Source organism: Aquipseudomonas ullengensis (genome assembly GCF_014174475.1).
Lineage (GTDB): Bacteria > Pseudomonadota > Gammaproteobacteria > Pseudomonadales > Pseudomonadaceae > Aquipseudomonas > Aquipseudomonas ullengensis.
The window spans coordinates 426,853-444,665 of record NZ_JACJUD010000001.1 but is presented as its reverse complement, the minus strand read 5'-3'; the positions used below and the strand labels follow the sequence as shown (position 1 = coordinate 444,665).

Below are 17,813 nucleotides of genomic sequence, written 5' to 3'. Positions count from 1 at the left end.
TCGGCGCGCGCGGCCTCGCATGACGGTGAACGAACTTGAACAAGGCAGTGACGGGGAGGCGTGAGCCTCCCTGGTCATTTCCGGAGCTGTGATGAAAATACTGATCGTTGGGCCCAGCTGGGTCGGTGACATGGTGATGGCGCAAACCCTGTTTGCCTGCCTCAAGCAGCGTCATCCGGGGTGCGAGATCGACGTGCTGGCACCCGAGTGGAGCCGGCCGATTCTCGAGCGCATGCCCGAAGTGCGCGCCGCCCTGAGCTTCCCGCTCGGCCACGGCGTGCTCGACATCGCCAGCCGCCGGCGCATCGGCAAATCCCTGGTCGGCCAGTACGACCAGGCGATCCTGCTGCCCAACTCGCTGAAATCCGCCCTGGTGCCGTTCTTCGCCGACATCCCCACGCGCACTGGCTGGAAGGGCGAGATGCGCTACGGCCTGCTCAACGACATTCGCACGTTGGACAAAGAGCGTTACCCGTTGATGATCGAGCGCTTCATGGCCCTGGCCTACGAGCCGGGCGCCGAGTTGCCGCAACCTTATCCGCGCCCGGCGCTGCAGATCGACGAGGCCAGCCGCGCCGCTGCCCTGGGCAAGTTCGGCCTGAGCCTGGATCGCCCGGTGCTGGCGCTGTGCCCCGGCGCCGAGTTCGGCGAGGCCAAGCGCTGGCCGGTCGAGCACTACGCCAAGGTCGCCGAGATCAAGATTCGCGCGGGCTGGCAGGTGTGGCTGTTCGGCTCGAAGAACGACCATCCGGGCGGCGAAGACATCCGCAACCGGCTGATCCCCGGGCTGCGCGAGGAAGTGATCAACCTGGCCGGGCAGACCAGCCTGGCCGAGGCCATCGACCTGATGTCCGCTGTGGGTGCCGTGGCCTCCAACGACTCCGGTCTGATGCACGTGGCCGCTGCGCTGAACCGCCCGCTGGTGGCCATCTACGGCTCGACCTCGCCACAGTTCACTCCGCCCCTGGCCGACCAGGTGGAAATCGTCCGCCTGGGCCTGGACTGCAGCCCGTGCTTCGACCGCACCTGCCGCTTCGGCCACTACAACTGCCTGCGTGAGCTCAAGCCGCGCCCGGTGATCGAGGCGCTGAACCGCCTGGTCGCCGATCCGGTCGAGGTCGAATAGTTTGCGGGTACTGCTGATTAAAACGTCATCTCTCGGCGACGTGATCCACACCCTGCCGGCGCTTACCGATGCGGCGCGGGCAATTCCCGGCATCCAGTTCGACTGGGTGGTGGAAGAGGGCTTCGCCGAGATCCCGGCCTGGCACCCGGCGGTGGCCCAGGTGATTCCAGTGGCCATTCGCCGCTGGCGCAAGAACCTCTGGCAAACCATCAGAAACGGCGACTGGAAACGCTTCAAGCAGCGCCTGGGCGAAACCCAGTACGACCTGGTAATCGATGCCCAGGGCCTGCTGAAAAGCGCCTGGCTGACCCGTTACGTCAAGGCGCCGATTGCCGGCCTGGACCGGGACTCGGCACGCGAGCCGATTGCCTGCCGCTTCTACGATCGCCTGTATGCGGTCGCCAAGGACCAGCACGCCCTGGAGCGCACCCGCCAGCTGTTCGCCCAGGCGCTGGGCTACCCGTTGCCGGCCGGCATCGGCGACTACGGCCTGGATCGCCAGGCGATGGCGGGCGCCCACACGGCGCCGTACCTGTTGTTCCTGCATGGCACCACCTGGGCCAGCAAGCACTGGCCGGAAGCCGACTGGCGGGCGCTGGCCGAGCAGCTCAGCGCGCAAGGCTGGGCTGTGCGCCTGCCGTGGGGCAATGAGGCGGAAAAGGCCCGCGCCGAACGCATCGTCGCCGGCCTGGCCAACGCTGCCGTGCTGCCCAAGCTGAATCTCGCCGGGGTGGCCAAGGTCATCGCCGGCGCCACGGCCTGCGTGGCGGTGGATACCGGCCTCGGTCACCTGGCCGCGGCGCTGGATGTCCCGACTATTTCCCTGTACGGCCCGACCTTGCCCGGCCGTGTCGGCGCCTACGGCCGTGGCCAGGTGCACCTGTGCGCCAGCGGCCCGGACGCAGGCCGTGGCGACCGCCACAAACCCTGTTTCGACGGGCTTCACGCCGAGCGCGTGGCGACCGAATTGCAGGCCCTGTTAATGAGCATGGAGACCGTCTGATGCAATTGGCCTTCGTCCTCTACAAGTATTTTCCCTATGGCGGCCTGCAGCGCGACTTCCTGCGTATTGCCCTGGAGTGTCAGCGGCGTGGCCATGCCATCCGCGTCTACACACCGATCTGGGAAGGTGAAGTGCCGGCCGGTTTTGACGTGCGCGTGGCGCCGATCAAGGCCCTGTTCAACCATCACCGCAACCAGCGCTTCTGCGCCTGGCTGGCCGCCGACCTGGCGCGCGACCCGGTAGACCGCGTGGTCGGCTTCAACAAGATGCCCGGCCTGGACGTCTACTACGCCGCCGATGGCTGCTACGAGGACAAGGCGCAGACCCTGCGCAACCCGCTGTACAAACGCTGGGGGCGCTACAAGCATTTCGCCGACTACGAGCGGGCGGTGTTCGCTCCCGAGTCGAAGACCGAAATCCTGATGATTTCCGAAGTGCAGCAGCCGCTGTTCATCAAGCACTACGCCACCCCGGCCGAGCGCTTTCACCTGCTGCCGCCGGGCATCGCCGCCGACCGCCGCGCACCGGCCAATGCCGGCGAGATTCGCGCCGAGTTCCGCGCCGAGTTCAAGCTGAGTGACGACGACCTGCTGCTGGTGCAGATCGGCTCCGGCTTCAAGACCAAGGGCCTGGACCGCAGCCTCAAGGCCCTGGCTGCCTTGCCGCGCGAGTTGAAGTCGCGCAGCCGCCTGATCGCCATCGGCCAGGACGACCCGCGCTCGTTCCAGCTACAGGCCCGGGCGCTGGGTATCTCCGATCAGGTGCAAATCCTCAAGGGCCGCAGCGACATCCCGCGCTTCCTGCTCGGTGCCGACCTGCTGATCCATCCGGCCTACAACGAGAACACCGGCACCGTGCTGCTCGAGGCCCTGGTGTCCGGCCTGCCGGTGCTGGTCAGCGATGTCTGCGGCTATGCCCACTACATCGCCGAGGCGGATGCCGGACGCGTGCTGCCTAGCCCGTTCCAGCAGGAGGCGCTCAATCGCCTGCTCGCCGAGATGCTCGCCGATGACGCCGGCCGCGCGCAGTGGGGGCGTAACGGCCTGGCTTTTGCCGACACGGCGGACCTGTATTCCATGCCGCAACACGCGGCCGACGTGATTCTGGCGGAGCGGGCATGAGCGCTCTTGATCATGTAGGAGCCAGCTTGCTGGCGATGCTTTTGTGCTGGCTGGATCGCCAGGCAGTAGCCGTTCCCTACGGCTTACTGCATTTCCCACATCCATGTGGGGCACAAGCGCGCTCCTACAAGGAGGCCGCATGCCGCTGATCCTGGCCGAGCCGTTCAAGTCCCTGTGGCAGGGCAAGGACCCGTTTACCGAGGTCGAGGCCCTGCAGGGCCAGGTTTACCGCGAGCTGGAGGGGCGGCGCACGCTGCGCACTGAAGTCGCCGGGCGTGGTTATTTCGTCAAGATCCACCGCGGCATCGGCTGGGGCGAGATCGTCAAAAACCTGCTCAGCGCCAAGCTGCCGGTACTCGGCGCGGCCCAGGAGTGGCTGGCGATCCAGCGTCTCACCGAGGTCGGCGTAGCGACCATGACCGCCGTGGCCTACGGCGCACGCGGCAGCAACCCGGCGGCGCAGCACTCGTTCATCGTCACCGAGGAGCTGGCGCCGACCACCGACCTCGAGCAGTTCAGCCTGAACTGGCGCGAGCAGCCGCCCGAGCCACGCCTCAAGCGTGCGCTGATCAATGAGGTGGCGAAGATGACCGGCGACATGCACCGCGCCGGGGTCAATCACCGCGACTGCTACATCTGCCACTTCCTGCTGCACACCGACAAGCCGGTGACGGCGGACGACTTCCGCCTCTCGGTGATCGACCTGCACCGCGCCCAGGTACGCAGCGCCACGCCGCTGCGCTGGCGCAACAAGGACCTGGCCGGCCTGTATTTCTCCGCGCTGCAGATCGGCCTGACGCGTCGCGACAAGCTGCGCTTTCTGCGGGCCTATTTCCACCAGCCGCTGCGCGACATCCTGCGTGATGAGGCGCGTCTGCTGGCCTGGCTGGAGCGCAAGGCGGAGCGCTTGCTGGAGCGCTATCAGCGCAAGTACGCCGGTGGAGGGGACGCATGACGGGCTGGAAACTGGCCGCTGGCCTCGATGCTGAAGTGTGCGAACGCTTTGCCGACCTGGACCAGGTATTCGCCGCCGAAGGGCAGTGGATCACGTCCGACCCGCTGTCCGAGGTGCTGCGCGTCGAGTGTGCCGGGGTGGCGTATTACGTCAAACGCTACTGGGGCGCAGGCAAGGGCTTGCGGCGCTATATCGGCCGGCCACGGGTCAAGGCCGAATGGCAGAACCTCAAGCACTTTGCCAAGTGGGGCATCCCGACCGCGAGCATCGTCGGCTATGGCCTGGAGCGCCGTCATGGCGCCTTCGCCCGTGGCGCGCTGATCACCCGTGAGCTGGAAAACACCCTGGACCTGGCGCAGATGGCGGCCGCTGGCGATCCACGCCTGCGCGACCGGCACTGGGTCGCTGCCGTGAGCGAGCAGCTGGCCACGGCGACCCGCACGCTGCATAAGCACCACTTCGCCCATAACGACCTGAAGTGGCGCAACCTGCTGGTCAATGACCGGCGCGAGCTGTTCTTCATCGATTGCCCGACCGGCACCTTCTGGTGGGGGCCGTGGCTGAGTTACCGGATCATCAAAGACCTGGCCTGCCTGGACAAGGTGGCGAGCAAGACGCTGTCTCGTACCCAGCGCCTGCGCTTCTATTTGCAGTACCGCAAGCGTGATGCCCTGAGTGCCTCTGGCAAGCGTCAGGTGCGGCGCATCATCAAGTTTTTCGAGGGGCGGGAATGAAGGATTTCATGGCGGCGGAGGATCGCGAGATCCTCGTCCGGCACGGGCTGGCAGATTTCGACGCGTTGTGGAACCTGCGCCTGGAAGCGGTCGACGAGCCGAATGTCGAGCGTGGTGGCTGGAGCAGCGTCTACCGCCTGGACCTGGGCGAGGCGGCTTACTACCTCAAACGGCAGAGCAACCACCTGGCCCGTAGCCTGCAACATCCGCTCGGCGAGCCGACATTTGCCCGCGAGTTCCGCAATATTCAGCGCTACCGGGAGCTGGGCATCCCCGCCTTGCAGGCGGCTTTCTTCGCCGAGCGGCAAGTGCCTGGCGAGCAGCGCGCAGTCTTGCTGACCCGCGCACTGGATGGCTGGCAGGACCTCGATCAGTGGCTGCAAGGCTGGGCCACGCTGGCCGCCGATGTGCGTCTGGCGATCCTCAAGGCTTGCGGTGAGCTGGCCCGCCGCCTGCACTCGGTTGGGCAGATGCACGGCTGCTTCTATCCCAAGCATATTTTCCTGCGCGAGACGCCCAACGGCTTCGCCGCGCAATTGATCGACCTGGAAAAGACCCGGCCGCTGCTGTTCGGCCAGCGTGACCGGATCAAGGATCTGGAGCCGCTGCTGCGTCGCGCCAATGCCTGGAGCGAAGCCGACGTGCGTGAACTGCTGGCTACCTATCTGGATGACAGCGACGACCTCGACCGCTGGTGGCAGCGCCTCGGCGCCCGCCGGCGGCGCAAGGAAATACGCTGATGCGCCTGGCCCAACTGGTCGAGGCCGGGCGCACGCCTGGCCTGCCGCTGCGTCTTGACCTGGCCGGCGAAACCTTGGAGCTGCAACGCCTGCTACGCGTGTTACCGGGGCAGCGTTATGTCGGCCTGGCCCTGTGGCGCGGCCGCCCGGTGCTGGCCAAGCTGCTGGTCGGCGCCAAGGCCGAGCGGCATTTCCAGCGCGAGCTGGAGGGCGTGCGCCTGCTTGCCGAGCAAGGGCTGTGCACGCCTGAGTTGCTCAGCGAAGGCATTGTCCCGGGGCAGGGTGGCTGGTTGCTGTTCGACTACCTGGACGATGCACAGAGCCTGGCGGACAGCTGGCGCGAGGTCGAAGCCCAGGCGCCGCTCAGTGCCCCGCAGCAGGCGGTACTTGGCGAGGCGCTGGGCGCCATCGCCGGCCTGCATGCGCGGGGTTTGTGGCAGTCCGACCTGCATCTGGACAACCTGCTGCGCCACGCCGGCCAGCTGTACCTGATCGACGGTGGCGGGGTGCGTGCCGAGCAGGCTGGCCAGCCGCTGTCACAGGCGCGCGTTCTGCAAAACCTTGGGGTGTTTTTCGCCCAGTTACCGGCTGTGCTGGAACCCCATCTGGAAGAGTTGCTTGTGCATTACCTGCTGGTGAATGGCGAACACGGCATTCCCCTGGAACTGCTGCAGGTGGAAGTCAACCGGGTGCGGCGCTGGCGTCTTGGCGACTTCATGCGCAAGGTGGTGCGTGATTGCAGCCAGTTCAGCGTGTTTCGTGGTGCCTCCAGGCTCTGCGCCGTGGTCCGCGCGGAGCAGCCGGCTCTCGCGCCGCTGCTGGCAGATCCTGATGCGGCCCTGGCCCAGGGGCGCAGCCTCAAGCAGGGCGGCACGGCGACCGTGGCCGCGGTCCGTATCGGCGATCGCCAGGTCTTGCTCAAGCGCTACAACATCAAGGGCTGGGCGCATTGGCTCAAGCGCTTCTGGCGCCCCAGCCGCGCCTGGCACAGCTGGTGCGAGGGCAATCGCCTGGCGTTCCTCGGTATTGCCACCCCGCAGCCACTGGCCGTGCTGGAGCGGCGCTGGTGCTGGCTGCGCGGGCGTGCCTACCTGGTTACCGCCTACTGCGAGGGCGAAGACCTGATCGCGCGTTTCCAGCCCTATCTGAACAGTGCGCCGCCAGAGGCCGAGCTGCTGGCGCTGGATCAACTGTTCGCTGCCCTGCTGCGCGAGCGCATCAGCCATGGCGACTTCAAGGGTCACAACCTGTTCTGGAGCGAGGGGCGCTGGACCCTGATCGACCTCGATGCCATGCAGCAGCACCGCAGCGCGCGCAGCTTCGCCCGCGCCTACGCCCGCGACCGTGCGCGGTTCCTGCGCAACTGGTCGCAGGAGTCGGCGCTGTATCGCCTGCTGGACGAGCGCCTGCCCGTCCTCTGAAGGGTTCAGCACCGCTAGCTGGCGCCCGCGCCGGTATAGCAGATGCGCCCCGAGGGCAGGGCTGCCCGGCGGCTTACTCTCGGGCTGAAGCAGCGGCTATAATCCCCCGCTTTGTTTGGGCGAGCCCGGCCAGTGGTCTGGCTCGCCTCCCACTCCCGTGGCGGCCGTATGTCGCCCTCTGTTACGAGAGGCTTTCCCGTGGCTCTGACGATTCTTGGCTTGTCTGGCGCCCTCAGTCACGATCCATCTGCCGCGCTGTATATCGACGGCAAGTTGATCGCGGCCGTCGAAGAAGAGCGCTTCGTGCGCGACAAGCACGCGAAGAACCGCATGCCCTACGAGTCGGCCAAGTTCTGCCTGGAGCAGGCTGGGATCAAACCGTCCGACGTCGACGTCGTGGCCATTCCGTTCGCCCCGATCAGCATCTTCGAGAAGGCCCGCTGGCAGTACGCCAAGCGCTACTGGTACGCGCCGGATCGCGCCCTCGATGCGATCCTGATGGGTAATCGCCGCTACAAGCGCTACTACAAACATATCCAGTGGTGTCTGCAGCAACTCGGCTTCGACCTGAAGAAGATCAAGATCGAGCCGGTCGAGCACCACCTCGCTCACGCCGCCAGCGCCTACCATTGCTCCGGTTTCAGCGAGAAGACCGCGATCCTCGGCATCGACGGCAAGGGCGAGTACGCCACCACCTTCTTCGGCTACGGCGAGAACGGCAAGATCCACAAGATCAAGGAATTCTACGACCCGGATTCGTTGGGCGGCCTGTACGGCGCGATCACCGAGTTCCTTGGCTTCGAGATGCTAGACGGCGAGTTCAAGGTCATGGGCATGGCCCCTTACGGCGATGCCAGCAAGTATGATTTCTCGCGTCTGGCCAAGTTCGAGAACGGCGAACTGGTGATCAACACCGAGTATGCCAACGTCATCGGCCTGCGCCGCTATAAAGAAAACGGCAAGGGCTTCTACTTCTCCAAGAAGCTGATCGAGTGGCTGGGGCCGAAGCGTCAGGGCGATATCGCCGATGACCCTTACATCCACTACGCCGCCAGCATGCAGGCGCTGTTCGAGAAGCTGGCGCTGCAGATGATGGAGCACTACCTGGGTGACATCATCCGCGAGACCGGCAAGATTGCCTTCGCTGGCGGCTGCGCGCTCAACGTCAAGCTGAACCAGAAGATCATCGCCCGCGATGATGTGAAGGAACTGTTCGTCCAGCCGGCTTCCGGCGACGCCGGTACCGCGGTCGGCGCGGCTGCCTACGTCTCGCACCAGCGTGGCGTGCCGGTGGAGAAGATGGAGCACGTTTACCTCGGCCCGTCTTATTCCAACGAAGATGTGATCGCCGCCTGTGCTCGCCACCCGAGCAAGCCGGTATTCAAACGCATCGACAATATGCCGCAGCGCATCGCCAAGATCATGGTCGACGCTAATCCCGTGGCCTGGTTCCAGGGCCGCATGGAGTTCGGGCCGCGTGCCCTCGGCGGTCGCTCGATCATCGGCTGCCCGAGCGTGCCGGGCGTGGCTGACCGGATTAACGAGCAGATTAAGTTCCGCGAGCGCTGGAGGCCTTTCTGCCCGTCGATGCTCGACACCGTCGGCCCGCAGATGCTCAAGGTCGACCACCCGAGCCCGTTCATGACCTTCACCTTCGAAGTCAATGAAGAGTGGAAGACCCGCGTCGGCGAAGTGGTGCACGAAGACGGTACCTCACGCGCCCAGGTGCTCAAGCGCGAATACAACCCTCGCTACTACGACATGATGCTGGAGCTGGAAAAGCTCACTGGCAACGGCGTGTCGCTGAACACCTCGCTCAACCGTCGTGGTGAGCCGATGATCTGCTCGCCGACCGACGCGCTGAACATGTTCTACGGCTCCGACCTGCAGTACCTGATCATGGAAGACATCCTCGTGGTCAAGGACGGCAAGGACTGGTATGACCATGTCTGAGAGGCCGCAGCTGAGCGTGGTGATCCCCGCGTATAACTATGCGGCGACGGTCACCCGTGCAGTCGAGTCAGTGCTAGCCCAGCTGCACGAGGCAAGTGCTGAACTTCTGGTGATTGATGATGGGTCGACGGACCAGACGCCTCAGGTGCTAGCCGATTTGCAGGCTCGTTTTCCTGGCACTTTCCGGGTGCTGCGCAAGGACAACGGTGGTCTGTCGTCGGTGCGTAATCGTGGGATCGACGAAGCTCGTGGTGACTTCCTGATCTTTCTTGATGCGGATGATGAGATGGCGCCAGGTGCACTCCAGACCTTGTCAGAACATCTCAAGTCAAACCCTTCGAGCAAAATGATCATTGGCGGGCACTGGTCTGTGTTCGCGGATGGCAAGCGTGCCCTTCATCAGCCTCCCGTGCTGTCAGAGTCACCCTTGGCGCGGGTGCGTGATTACCTGATCGACAAGCGTATTGCCTTATCCAATGGTGCCTGCGCCATGCACCGGGACGTTTTCGAGCCCGGACGCTACCCAGAGAGCTTTCGCAGTGCGGAAGACATCCCGGTCTTTGCCCAGGTGCTGGGTAACTACCCTTGTACGGTGCTGGCGCAGCCGCTGGCACTGATCCACAAGCATGACGACAGCCTGCGCCACCAGTTCCAGCACGCCAAGGCTGGCGGGCTGGCACTGGTCGATGAGGTGTTCGCCTCGCAGCGTCTGGGGCCTGAGTTTCAGGTACTCAGGGCGGCCTTCTACGCCCAGCGCAGCCTGTCGCTGTTTCGCAGCGCCTATCTGGCGGGCGATCGTGCGGCAGCCAAGCAGTTCTTTCGCGCTGCTGTGCGCCAGGACTGGCGCGTGCTGTTCAAATTGACCTATGCACGCAAGGCGCTGCGCGTCTGGCTGGGGTTGGCGTGATGAGTGGCGTGATCAAGGTTCTGCAGCTGCAGGCGCGCTACAACGTGAATGCTTCCGATCTGGCCGAACAGGTCATTCAGGGGCTGCCGGCCGAGCGCTATGAAGTGGTCACCGGCTTTCTGCGTGGTCGCCCCGAGGCCGGTGAGCCGGAAAGCCGAGCTGCCCGCTCGGTGTACTTCGGCTTCTCTCAGTCGTCCCTCAAGGGGCTGCGTCTGCGTGCGCTGTGGCGCCTTTACCGGTTTTGCCGTGCCGAGCGCTTCGATGTGGTCATCGCGCACCGCTTCAAACCGATGAACATGCTGATGATCCTCAACCTGCTGCTGAAGATTCCGGCCTGTATCGGCGTGCAGCATGGCATCGGCGACTTCGATCGACGCTACCGCTGCCGTGAGGCGCGTACGCTGCTGCGGCCCAACTGGCGGGTGGTCGGGGTGTCGCGGGCGGTGCGGGATTACCTGCTGGGTTGTGGCGCGGGCTTCACGCCGGGCAACACGCTGCAGATCAACAATGCCATCGATATCGTCCGTGCCGAGAGTTTGCAGCATGCGCCGCAGCAGGCGCGGCAGGCGCTCGGCCTGGCGCCCGAGGCGTTCGTGTTCGGCACGATCGGTCGACTGGTGCCGGTCAAGGGACATATCCAGCTGGTCGAGGCCTTCGCCATGCTGGCCGGGGAATTTCCCCAGGCGCAGGTTGCCATCATCGGCGAGGGGCGCTCACGCGCCGAACTGGAGGCAGCCATCGCTCGTCACGGCCTGCAGGGGCGGGTGCATCTGCTCGGCGAGAAGGCCGATGCATTGCAGTATGTGCGCGGCTTCGACGCCTTCGTCATGCCCTCGCTGAGTGAGGGGCTGCCGCTGGCGCTGCTGGAGGGCATGAGTGGTCACCTGCCGGTGCTGGGCTCGGATATCGACAGTCTGCGCTCGATTCTCGAGGATTGTGGTGGGCGTATTTTCACCTCCGGACGTCCGGCGGAGCTGGCCGTACGTCTGCGGGAAATCCTCGCGCTGACGCCGCAGGCGCGGGCAGAGGAAGGTGCCAGGGCTTATGAGTACCTGTGTCGTGCCCACGCGGTGGAGGATTTCCGCCGTTACTACCGTGAGCTGATCGAGCAGATGCTGGAGGTTGGCGGTGAGTGAGCAGCCGCTGGTCAGCGTGATCATCGCGTCCTACAACCACGCGCCCTATATCGAGGCCGCCATCGAGAGCGTGCTCAACCAGAGCTACCCCACAGTGGAGTTGCTGGTGGTTGACGACGGTTCCAGCGATGACAGCGTCGAGCGCATCCAGGCGCTGCAGCGTCGCCATGGGTTCGACTTCCGCGTCCAGGCCAACCAGGGCCTGGCACGTACGCTCAACGACTGCATCGCGCGCGCGCGCGGCAGCCTGATCGCGCCGTTCGGCTCGGATGATGTGATGCTGCCGGCGCGCCTGGCCACGCAGGTGGCGTACCTGCAGGGCAAGCCGGAGGTCGGCATCTGCGCGGGCAACATCGAGCAGATCGATGCTGCTGGCGCCGCGCGGCCCCGGCGTGATCGTGGGCGCGAGTTTCGGCGCCTCGATTTCGAGGCGATTTTTCAGGGCGATCAGGCCGGTGCGCCGGCTCCGACATTGCTGTTCCGGCGCGAGGCGCTGGAGCGGGTGGGGGGGTTCGACCCCAGCATTCGTCTGGAGGATCTGCTGGTCGAACTGAAGATCACTCGGGCGGGCTACTTCATCGACGTGCTGCCGGATGTCCTGGCCCGCTACCGCGTGCATGGCACGAACACCTACAAGAACCGGCGTTTCATGATCGAGGCGGTCATGGCCACCTATGCGCGTTTCGACGACCACCCGGCCTATCCCGAGGTCTGCGCGCGTTTCCTCAACTCCATGCTGCTCAAATGCGCGAGTGACGACAAGGCGCTGGCGCGCGAGCTGCTGCGCCAGATTCCGCTGCGCTACTGGAGCGCCAAGACCCTGCGAGCGCTGGGACGGCTACTGTTCGCCTGAACGCTGGCGGGCAAACTCGATGAATGCGTCGATTTGCGCCGAACACAGGCGCGGCGCCGCTTGGCGCACCTCCTGCTCCGGCCAGTCCCACCATGCAATTTGCAGCAAGGCCGCGCGCTGTTCTTCGCTGAAACGCCAGCGCACAAGCTGCGCGGGGTTGCCCGCCACCACGGAGTAAGGCGCGACATCACGGCTGACCACGCTGCCAGCGGCGACTACCGCACCGTGGCCGATTTTTACGCCTGACAGGATGATGCTGTTGGAGCACAGCCAGACATCGCTGCCGATTTCCACGTCGCCACGGGTGCCGCCGTAATCGGTGATCTGCGCGGCTTCCTCGATGAATACCGGGAAGGGAAAGCTGCTCACCCAGTCGATTCGGTGGTGGCCGCCGAGGTAGATGTGCACGTCGCCTGCGATGGAGCTGTAGGCGCCAATGCGCAGTGTCGAGCCTTCGTTCCAGTCATGCACCTCGGGCATGCCATAGGTGCCCGTGCCCATCTGGTAAGTCGGATAGCGGGCGCTGAACTTGGCCTTGGCCCGGTGCAGTTTGGGCGGTTTTGGCGGCTTGCTTAGCGCCTGGCGCAGGCGCTTCAGTAGCGCTTTCACTGTGAGGCTCTGGCCAGCAAGCGCCGCAGCGCGTTGCCAAGTTGGGTGCCGGCGCTGTTGCCGCAGCGCTGGCAATAGCCGGCCAGCAGTGCGTCACGGTGCAGTTCGGCCAGCCAACTGCGGTCCTCGGCGTAGCGCAGCATGTGCTGCAGGTTGCGCTGGCGCTTCCAGTTGGACAGTGGTCCCTTGCCGATCTGCATGTCGGACAGGTCGATCAGGCCGAAGCTGCCATCCGGCAAGGCCAGCACATTGCCCAGGTGCAGGGAGCGGAAGTAGACGCCCTGCTCGTGCAGTTCGCCGAGGAACTTGCCGAAACGCTGCACGTCCTGCGCGCGCGCTTCTGCGCCGAGGTCGCGCCAGCGCTGGCGCAGGGTTTCGCCGGGCAGCGGTTGGTAGCGCACGGCGTTGAGCTTGCGTTGAGGGATAAGCAGCAGCTCGCTGATGTGCGGCGCGCAGATGCCCAATGCCTGCAGGCGCTGTGCGTTGCGCGCGAACAGCTTGGCTGGAAGAGCCCATAGCGCCGATGAGAGCAGGCGCTTGCGCCGGTAAATCTTGAGGAAGTCGCCATCGCGTAGGCGGGCCACCTTGAGGCCGTAGCCATCTTCTTCGATGGTTTGTGCGCCTTCGAGCAGGTGGTCGAGCTCCAGCTCGCTAAGGGTTCTCATTGTTGCGGCTGGCCTCGTTGGCTGATCGACAGGGCGGCAATCAGTGCCAGGGGAATCCAGATGATGAACCAGCTTTCGTTGGGCCGCGCGAGGAAGCTGCTGCCTTCGGTCAGGCCGGCGGCCACGCCGTAGATCAGTAGCGCGCAGGCAATCTGGAACTTAGGCAGGTGCCGCAGTTGCAGGCAGCGCACCAGGCCCAGCAGGTGCATGACTGACCACACTGCCAGGCCGATCATGCCGAGCTCCAGTAGCACCGCCAGCCCGACGTTGTGCGGGTCGCTCAGCAGGTTGCGGCGGCCTGGGATATCGAACACGAAGCGGCTGTCATAGCCATGTCCCGTCCAGAGGGCTTCAAGCGCCTTATGCAGGGCTTCGGCCCAGAGTTGGGGGCGATACGATGCGCCGCGCTGTAGCAGGAATTGGGGTTCGAGCAGCAGCCCCAGCAGCCCCAGCAGCATTACGACGAGCAGCAAGGCACCGGCACGGCGCCATGTGAACAGCAGCATCCCGATACAGACAACAATCATGGCCATCAGTGGGGTGCGCGAGCCCGTGGCCAGGCAGGCGGCCAGCAGTGGCAGGGCTGCCAGCAGGGGCTTCCAGAGATGTTGCTCGCTGCCGCTTAGCCAGCGAGCGACCCAATAGGCGAGGAAAAAACCGAGTACGTGAGAGGTCAGCAGGGCGTTGCGCAGCGCGCCGAGGCCCGTCATGCGTGGCTCCTGCTGGGTGATGAGGAAGTGCGTAACGCTGACCAGTGCTGCCAGGCTGGCGAAGACAGCCGTGCCGTGTAGCGCCTTCATCAGCAAGGCCTGGTCGCGCACGGCAATAAGCGTGCAGCCGGCAAACAGCATAAAGACATACAGCGGCCGCTTGGCCAGGCTGGCGCTGGCCGAGTCGGATGTGCTCCAGAGCAGGCTGACCAGCAGCCAGCCAGCCAGGGCCACGAAGGCTAGCACCATGGGCTCGCGCAGCAATCGACCGGTAAGCCGCGGATTCAGCAGTAACCCCAGCAGCGCTGGCGCGGCAAAGGCCGAGTAATACACCTTGCTGTAGACACTGGAATCCGGCAGCCAGAATAGCCCGGTCAGCAGCAGCACGTAGCCGGCCACCAGCCAGTACCTACTGATGAGTTCGTTCAGGCGCGTGAGGGCAGAGTGCAAGAGGGAAAGGGGGCGTTGCATCAGCGAGCTGCGGGTCAGTGGAAGACGGGGGATTCTAAAGCCAATTGGCCCGAGGGGGCAGGGGCAATGTGATAGGCTTCCACGCTTTCGACACTGTTGGTGCGTTTCTCTATGCCTTCTCAGCACGCCTCCGCTTCCGAAGCTTCCAGCATGCGCATTTATCTCCGTCTGTTGGGCTATGTGAAGCCGTATATCGGCATGTTTCTGCTCAGTATCCTGGGCTTCCTGATTTTTGCATCGACCCAGCCAATGCTGGGTTACATCCTCAAGTATTTCGTCGACGGCCTGTCCAATCCCGAGGCCAGCTTCTTCGCCGGTATACCTTATCTCTCCGAGATTCCTTTCCTGGCTCAGTTGAATCTGCTGCTGACCATCCCGCTGATGATCGTGCTGATTGCCTTGTGGCAGGGGCTTGGCTCCTACCTGGGCAACTACTTTCTGGCCAAGGTCTCGCTGGGGTTGGTGCATGACCTGCGCCTGGCCTTGTTCGACAAGTTGCTGGTGCTGCCCAATCGCTACTTCGACAGCCACAACTCCGGCCATCTGATCTCGCGCATTACCTTCAACGTGACCATGGTCACCGGCGCCGCCACCGATGCGATCAAAGTGGTGATTCGCGAAGGCATGACTGTGATCTTCCTGTTCGTCACCCTGTTGCTGATGAACTGGAAGCTGACCTTGGTGATGGTCGCCATCCTGCCGCTGATCGGCCTGATGGTGACTAGCGCCAGCCGCAAGTTCCGCAAGCAGAGCAAGAAGATCCAGGTGGCGATGGGCGATGTGACCCATGTCGCCTCAGAGACCATTCATGGCTATCGGGTGGTGCGCAGCTTCGGTGGCGAGCGGTACGAGTCGGAGCGTTTCAGTGCGGCGTCGATCGACAACACGCACAAGCAGCTGCGCATGACCAAGACCGGTGCGATCTATACCCCGATGCTGCAACTGGTGATCTACAGCGCCATGGCGGTGCTGATGTTCCTCGTGCTGTTCATGCGTGGGGATGCGTCGGCGGGTGATCTGGTGGCCTACATCACCCTGGCGGGCTTGCTGCCTAAGCCGATCCGGCAGCTCTCGGAAGTCAGCTCGACCATCCAGAAGGGCGTCGCAGGCGCCGAGAGCATCTTCGAACAGCTCGACGAGGCCGCCGAGGTCGACAGTGGCCAGGTCGAGAGCGAAAGGATCAGCGGCCGACTGGAAGTGCGCAACCTGAGCTTCAGCTACCCCGGTAGCGAGAAGGCGGTGCTCGACGACATCAGCTTCACCGTCGAGCCGGGCCAGATGATCGCCCTGGTGGGGCGCTCTGGCAGTGGCAAGTCGACCCTGGCCAACCTGATTCCGCGTTTCTATCACCATGAGCACGGCTCTATCCTGCTCGATGGCGTGGACGTCGAGGATTACAGCCTGCGCAACCTGCGCCGGCATATCGCGCTGGTGACCCAGCAGGTGACGTTGTTCAACGACAGCGTGGCCAACAACATCGCCTACGGCGATCTGGCCGGTGCGCCGCGCTCGGCGATCGAGGCGGCGGTGGAGGCGGCTTACGCCAGTGAGTTCGTCACCCGCTTGCCGCAAGGCCTGGATACCCAGGTTGGCGAGAATGGCGTGCTCCTTTCCGGTGGCCAGCGCCAGCGCCTGGCGATTGCCCGTGCGTTGCTCAAGGATGCGCCTGTGCTGGTGCTCGACGAGGCCACTTCGGCGCTCGATACCGAGTCCGAGCGGCATATCCAGGCGGCGCTTGATCGCGTCATGAAGGGGCGCACGACGCTGGTCATCGCGCATCGTCTGTCGACCATCGAGAAGGCCGACCTGATTCTGGTGATGGAGCAGGGGCGCATCGTCGAGCGCGGTACCCATGCCGAACTGCTGGCGGGCAACGGTCATTACGCCCGTCTGCATGCAATGGGCATGCAGGAGAGCGCACCGGTGCAGCCGGGCTGATAGACTAGGCGCCGTTATTTCTGTGCCCGGAGTCCCCATGAAGCTGTCCATGCCCCGTTACGATCAAGCCCCCGTTCTGGTGGTGGGCGATGTCATGCTCGACCGTTACTGGCATGGCGGCACCTCACGGATTTCTCCGGAGGCGCCGGTGCCGGTGGTCAAGGTCGAGCAGATCGAGGACCGTCCGGGCGGCGCGGCCAACGTCGCGCTGAACATCGCCGCGCTGGGCGCCCCGGCCTTGTTGGTTGGCGTCACCGGTGAGGACGAGGCGGCCGACAGCCTGGTCGACAGCCTCAACGCGGCCGGCGTGCAGGCCAACTTCCAGCGCATCGAGTCGCAGCCGACCATCGTCAAGCTGCGGGTCATGAGCCGTCATCAGCAACTGCTGCGCATGGACTTCGAAGAGCCCTTCAACACCGACGCGGCCGCCCTGGCGCGTGATGTCGAGCGTTTGCTCGACGGGGTCAAGGTGCTGGTGCTGTCGGATTACGGCAAGGGTGCACTGAAGAACCACCAGACGCTGGTGCAGCTGGCGCGGGCCAAGGGCATCCCGGTACTGGCCGACCCCAAGGGCAAGGATTTCTCCATCTACCGTGGCGCCAGCCTGATCACCCCCAACCTCAACGAGTTCGAGACCATAGTCGGGGCGTGTGCCGACGAGGCCGAGCTGGTGGCCAAGGGCGCCAAGCTGATGCGCGAGCTGGAGCTGGGCGCGCTGCTGGTGACCCGTGGCGAGCACGGCATGACCCTGCTGCGCCCGGATCACGGCCCACTGCACCTGCCAGCCCGCGCCCGTGAAGTGTTCGACGTGACCGGTGCCGGCGACACGGTGATTTCCACCCTGGCCGCCAGCCTCGCCGCTGGTGAAGACCTGCCGCATGCCGTGGCCCTGGCCAACCTGGCGGCTGGCATCGTGGTTGGCAAGCTGGGTACCGCGGCGATCAGTGCTCCCGAACTGCGCCGTGCGGTGCAGCGCGAGGAGGGTTCCGAGCGCGGCGTGCTGGGCCTGGAGCAGTTGCTGGTGGCGGTCGAAGATGCCCGTGCCCACGGCGAGAAGATCGTTTTCACCAACGGCTGCTTCGACATCCTGCATGCTGGCCACGTGACCTATCTGGAACAGGCGCGGGCGCAGGGTGATCGGCTGGTGCTGGCGGTCAACGACGACGCCTCGGTCAGCCGCCTGAAGGGGCCGGGCCGGCCGATCAACTCGGTGGACCGGCGCATGGCCGTGCTCGCCGGGCTTGGTGCGGTGGACTGGGTGGTGAGCTTCAGCGAAGACACCCCGGAAAACCTGCTGCGTGCGGTGCAGCCGGATGTGCTGGTCAAGGGCGGCGACTACGGCATCGAAGGCGTGGTCGGCGGTGATATCGTCCGCGCTTACGGCGGTGAGGTGCGTGTGCTGGGCCTGGTGGAAAACAGCTCGACCACCGCCATCGTCGAGAAGATCCGCAGCAAGAACAGCTAAACCAGC

At 64.8% G+C, this 17,813-nt stretch carries 16 protein-coding genes; 13 read left to right on the top strand and 3 right to left on the bottom strand.

The annotated features are described in order from the left end of the window. Nucleotides 1-91 precede the first annotated feature (91 nt). The 11 genes from waaF to H3H51_RS01905 all read left to right on the top strand — a co-directional run bounded on the left by waaF (nucleotide 92) and on the right by H3H51_RS01905 (nucleotide 11,949). On the top strand, nucleotides 92-1,126 hold the full coding sequence (gene waaF, locus H3H51_RS01955; protein WP_183087331.1) for a lipopolysaccharide heptosyltransferase II: 1,035 nt from the start codon (nucleotides 92-94) through the stop codon (nucleotides 1,124-1,126). A gap of 1 nt (nucleotide 1,127) precedes the next feature. Beyond that, a complete protein-coding gene (waaC, locus tag H3H51_RS01950) occupies nucleotides 1,128-2,129 on the top strand; it encodes a lipopolysaccharide heptosyltransferase I (protein WP_183087330.1) in 1,002 nt (333 codons plus the stop codon). Further along, nucleotides 2,129-3,250: a glycosyltransferase family 4 protein gene (locus H3H51_RS01945; protein WP_183087329.1), complete on the top strand. Its 1,122-nt coding sequence runs from the start codon at nucleotides 2,129-2,131 to the stop codon at nucleotides 3,248-3,250. Before waaC ends, H3H51_RS01945 begins: the two co-directional genes overlap by 1 nt. A 139-nt stretch (nucleotides 3,251-3,389) precedes the next feature. After that, entirely contained in the window at nucleotides 3,390-4,205 is an 816-nt protein-coding gene (rfaP, locus tag H3H51_RS01940) for a lipopolysaccharide core heptose(I) kinase RfaP (protein ID WP_183087328.1), read from the top strand. Beyond that, a complete protein-coding gene (locus H3H51_RS01935) occupies nucleotides 4,202-4,939 on the top strand; it encodes a lipopolysaccharide kinase InaA family protein (RefSeq protein WP_183087327.1) in 738 nt (245 codons plus the stop codon). The genes rfaP and H3H51_RS01935 overlap by 4 nt, the downstream gene beginning before the upstream one ends. After that, on the top strand, nucleotides 4,936-5,679 hold the full coding sequence (locus H3H51_RS01930; RefSeq protein WP_183087326.1) for a lipopolysaccharide kinase InaA family protein: 744 nt from the start codon (nucleotides 4,936-4,938) through the stop codon (nucleotides 5,677-5,679). The genes H3H51_RS01935 and H3H51_RS01930 overlap by 4 nt, the downstream gene beginning before the upstream one ends. Beyond that, nucleotides 5,679-7,100: a lipopolysaccharide kinase InaA family protein gene (locus tag H3H51_RS01925; RefSeq protein WP_183087325.1), complete on the top strand. Its 1,422-nt coding sequence runs from the start codon at nucleotides 5,679-5,681 to the stop codon at nucleotides 7,098-7,100. Before H3H51_RS01930 ends, H3H51_RS01925 begins: the two co-directional genes overlap by 1 nt. A gap of 198 nt (nucleotides 7,101-7,298) precedes the next feature. Further along, nucleotides 7,299-9,053: a carbamoyltransferase family protein gene (locus H3H51_RS01920; RefSeq protein ID WP_183087324.1), complete on the top strand. Its 1,755-nt coding sequence runs from the start codon at nucleotides 7,299-7,301 to the stop codon at nucleotides 9,051-9,053. Next, nucleotides 9,040-9,960 carry a glycosyltransferase family 2 protein gene (locus H3H51_RS01915; RefSeq protein ID WP_183087323.1) on the top strand — a complete coding sequence of 307 codons (921 nt, stop codon included), beginning with the start codon at nucleotides 9,040-9,042 and terminating at the stop codon, nucleotides 9,958-9,960. Before H3H51_RS01920 ends, H3H51_RS01915 begins: the two co-directional genes overlap by 14 nt. Then, nucleotides 9,960-11,096 (top strand): glycosyltransferase, encoded by a 1,137-nt coding sequence (locus H3H51_RS01910; protein WP_183087322.1) that lies wholly within the window; start codon nucleotides 9,960-9,962, stop codon nucleotides 11,094-11,096. Before H3H51_RS01915 ends, H3H51_RS01910 begins: the two co-directional genes overlap by 1 nt. Then, on the top strand, nucleotides 11,089-11,949 hold the full coding sequence (locus H3H51_RS01905; RefSeq protein WP_407926453.1) for a glycosyltransferase: 861 nt from the start codon (nucleotides 11,089-11,091) through the stop codon (nucleotides 11,947-11,949). The genes H3H51_RS01910 and H3H51_RS01905 overlap by 8 nt, the downstream gene beginning before the upstream one ends. Here H3H51_RS01905 and H3H51_RS01900 read toward each other — a convergent pair. From H3H51_RS01900 to H3H51_RS01890, 3 genes are read right to left on the bottom strand one after another with little or no spacing between them, the layout of a single operon-like run. Then, complete coding sequence (locus H3H51_RS01900; RefSeq protein ID WP_183087320.1) at nucleotides 11,935-12,558, bottom strand: CatB-related O-acetyltransferase; 624 nt, start codon at nucleotides 12,556-12,558, stop codon at nucleotides 11,935-11,937. The genes H3H51_RS01905 and H3H51_RS01900 overlap by 15 nt on opposite strands. Beyond that, nucleotides 12,555-13,223, bottom strand: a complete 669-nt coding sequence (locus H3H51_RS01895; protein WP_183087319.1) for a lipopolysaccharide kinase InaA family protein — start codon at nucleotides 13,221-13,223, stop codon at nucleotides 12,555-12,557. The genes H3H51_RS01900 and H3H51_RS01895 overlap by 4 nt, the downstream gene beginning before the upstream one ends. Next, nucleotides 13,220-14,404 carry an O-antigen ligase family protein gene (locus tag H3H51_RS01890; protein ID WP_235981267.1) on the bottom strand — a complete coding sequence of 395 codons (1,185 nt, stop codon included), beginning with the start codon at nucleotides 14,402-14,404 and terminating at the stop codon, nucleotides 13,220-13,222. The genes H3H51_RS01895 and H3H51_RS01890 overlap by 4 nt, the downstream gene beginning before the upstream one ends. Nucleotides 14,405-14,515: 111 nt before the next feature. Here H3H51_RS01890 and msbA point away from each other — a divergent pair, with 111 nt between their 5' ends. Together msbA and hldE are read left to right on the top strand one after the other, a co-directional pair. Further along, a complete protein-coding gene (gene msbA / locus H3H51_RS01885; RefSeq protein ID WP_183087318.1) occupies nucleotides 14,516-16,342 on the top strand; it encodes a lipid A export permease/ATP-binding protein MsbA in 1,827 nt (608 codons plus the stop codon). Between the two features lie 37 nt (nucleotides 16,343-16,379). Then, on the top strand, nucleotides 16,380-17,807 hold the full coding sequence (gene hldE, locus H3H51_RS01880) for a bifunctional D-glycero-beta-D-manno-heptose-7-phosphate kinase/D-glycero-beta-D-manno-heptose 1-phosphate adenylyltransferase HldE (RefSeq protein ID WP_183087317.1): 1,428 nt from the start codon (nucleotides 16,380-16,382) through the stop codon (nucleotides 17,805-17,807). Nucleotides 17,808-17,813 lie beyond the last annotated feature (6 nt).